This is a genomic window from Sutterella sp. (assembly GCF_030539355.1).
Taxonomy (GTDB): Bacteria; Pseudomonadota; Gammaproteobacteria; order Burkholderiales; family Burkholderiaceae_F; genus Sutterella.
In genome coordinates, this window is the sequence record NZ_JAUNSF010000165.1 from 2,413 (window position 1) to 3,708 (window position 1,296).

1 protein-coding gene is annotated in these 1,296 nt (G+C 65.9%); it reads right to left on the reverse strand.

Annotated elements, in window-relative coordinates; genetic code table 11:
* Positions 1 to 228 precede the first annotated feature (228 nt).
* Entirely contained in the window at positions 229 to 1,014 is a 786-nt protein-coding gene (locus Q4F91_RS13075) for a GntR family transcriptional regulator (RefSeq protein ID WP_303338172.1), read from the reverse strand.
* Between the last annotated feature and the right edge of the window lie 282 nt (positions 1,015 to 1,296).

Consider the following 1,296-nt stretch of genomic DNA (forward strand, 5'->3'; position numbering starts at 1 on the left):
GCGTCGCACTCGGGGTACGGGAGCTCGACCGCCGCCATCTCCGCCATGTTGAAGACGGCCGGGTGCTCGGTGATCTCAAAGGGCACGTCATGGTCGCGCAGGAACTGCAGCGTCTCTTCCTTCGTCATGGGCATGGTGAGGATCTCCGGAGCGGTTAATGGATGTGACACGATAGCACGCGCCCTCCTCTTCCCGGTCCCGGGGAACGCTCAGGCTGGGTGCCGGCGCTCACTCGATGTCGATGTCGATCTTCACGGTCGCCGCCTCGAAATGATGGATGCGCACCTCGACGGGAAGGCGCCCGAAGGTGCGCGAGACGCGCCAGGCGGTGATGGACTCGAAGCCGTCGGGGACCATGAGCCGCGCGGCCTCCTCGCCCGTGATGCGCTCGAACGTGACCGAGTTTTTCTGGCTCGTCACCACGACGCCGAAAACCCTGTCGTAGAACTTGTAGAGCGAATCGGTCGGCAGGAAGTTGTCCTCGTAGGTGCTTCTCGTGAAGTCCCTGAAGCGCTCGGGATGAAGGTAAATCTCGTCCACGGTGACGAGGCGCTTCGAGCCGTCGGGCTGATGTTTGTAGAAGTGACGCATGAGGCACGTGGCCTCGGTGCCGGCCGGCACCTGCAGGCTCGCGGCGACGCGTTCCGTGAGGGGCACCCGGCCGATGCGCATGAGCACGCGCTCGTCGTAGCGTCTGCCGCCGCCTTCCTTCGGCCCGAAGATCAGGAACCTGTTCCAGTAGCCCGTGTCGCGGTAGGTGGTGAGGAAGGTGCCCGCGCCCTCGCGCCGCACGAGGATCGACTCGGCGACGAGCGTCTCGACGGCGCGCCTGAGGGTCCCGATTGACACGCCGAACTGCGAGGCAAGCACGGGCTCGGTCGGGATCTGCTCGCCCGGCTTCCATTCGCCCCCGCGGATGCGCTCGAGCAGGATCTCGCGCACCTGCATGTAAAGCGGCTTGCGCACGGGCTGCTTCCGGGCGGCGGGATCGGAGGGCGGGGTCTGCTTCTTCATGATGGATCCGGAGAGAGCGGTTCGGGGCGACGGAGGGCGGCTCTCCTGTCCTGCAGGGACTGTTGAACGGGGCGGAGGCCGCGGACCGCCGGATGACACTTCGGCGGGAGGCGTCATGCTCGGGCACCGCTCGCCGGAGGAACGAATCCACGGTCTCCGCAGGCCCCAAGGCGAGCAAAACGCCTGCCATTGATGCGGAAATGATGGAGCGCGGGGGAAACCGGAGGCGTCTCGGTCGGATTCCTCTCTTCCTGTGGGGCTGTTTGCAGCCTGGAGAACATT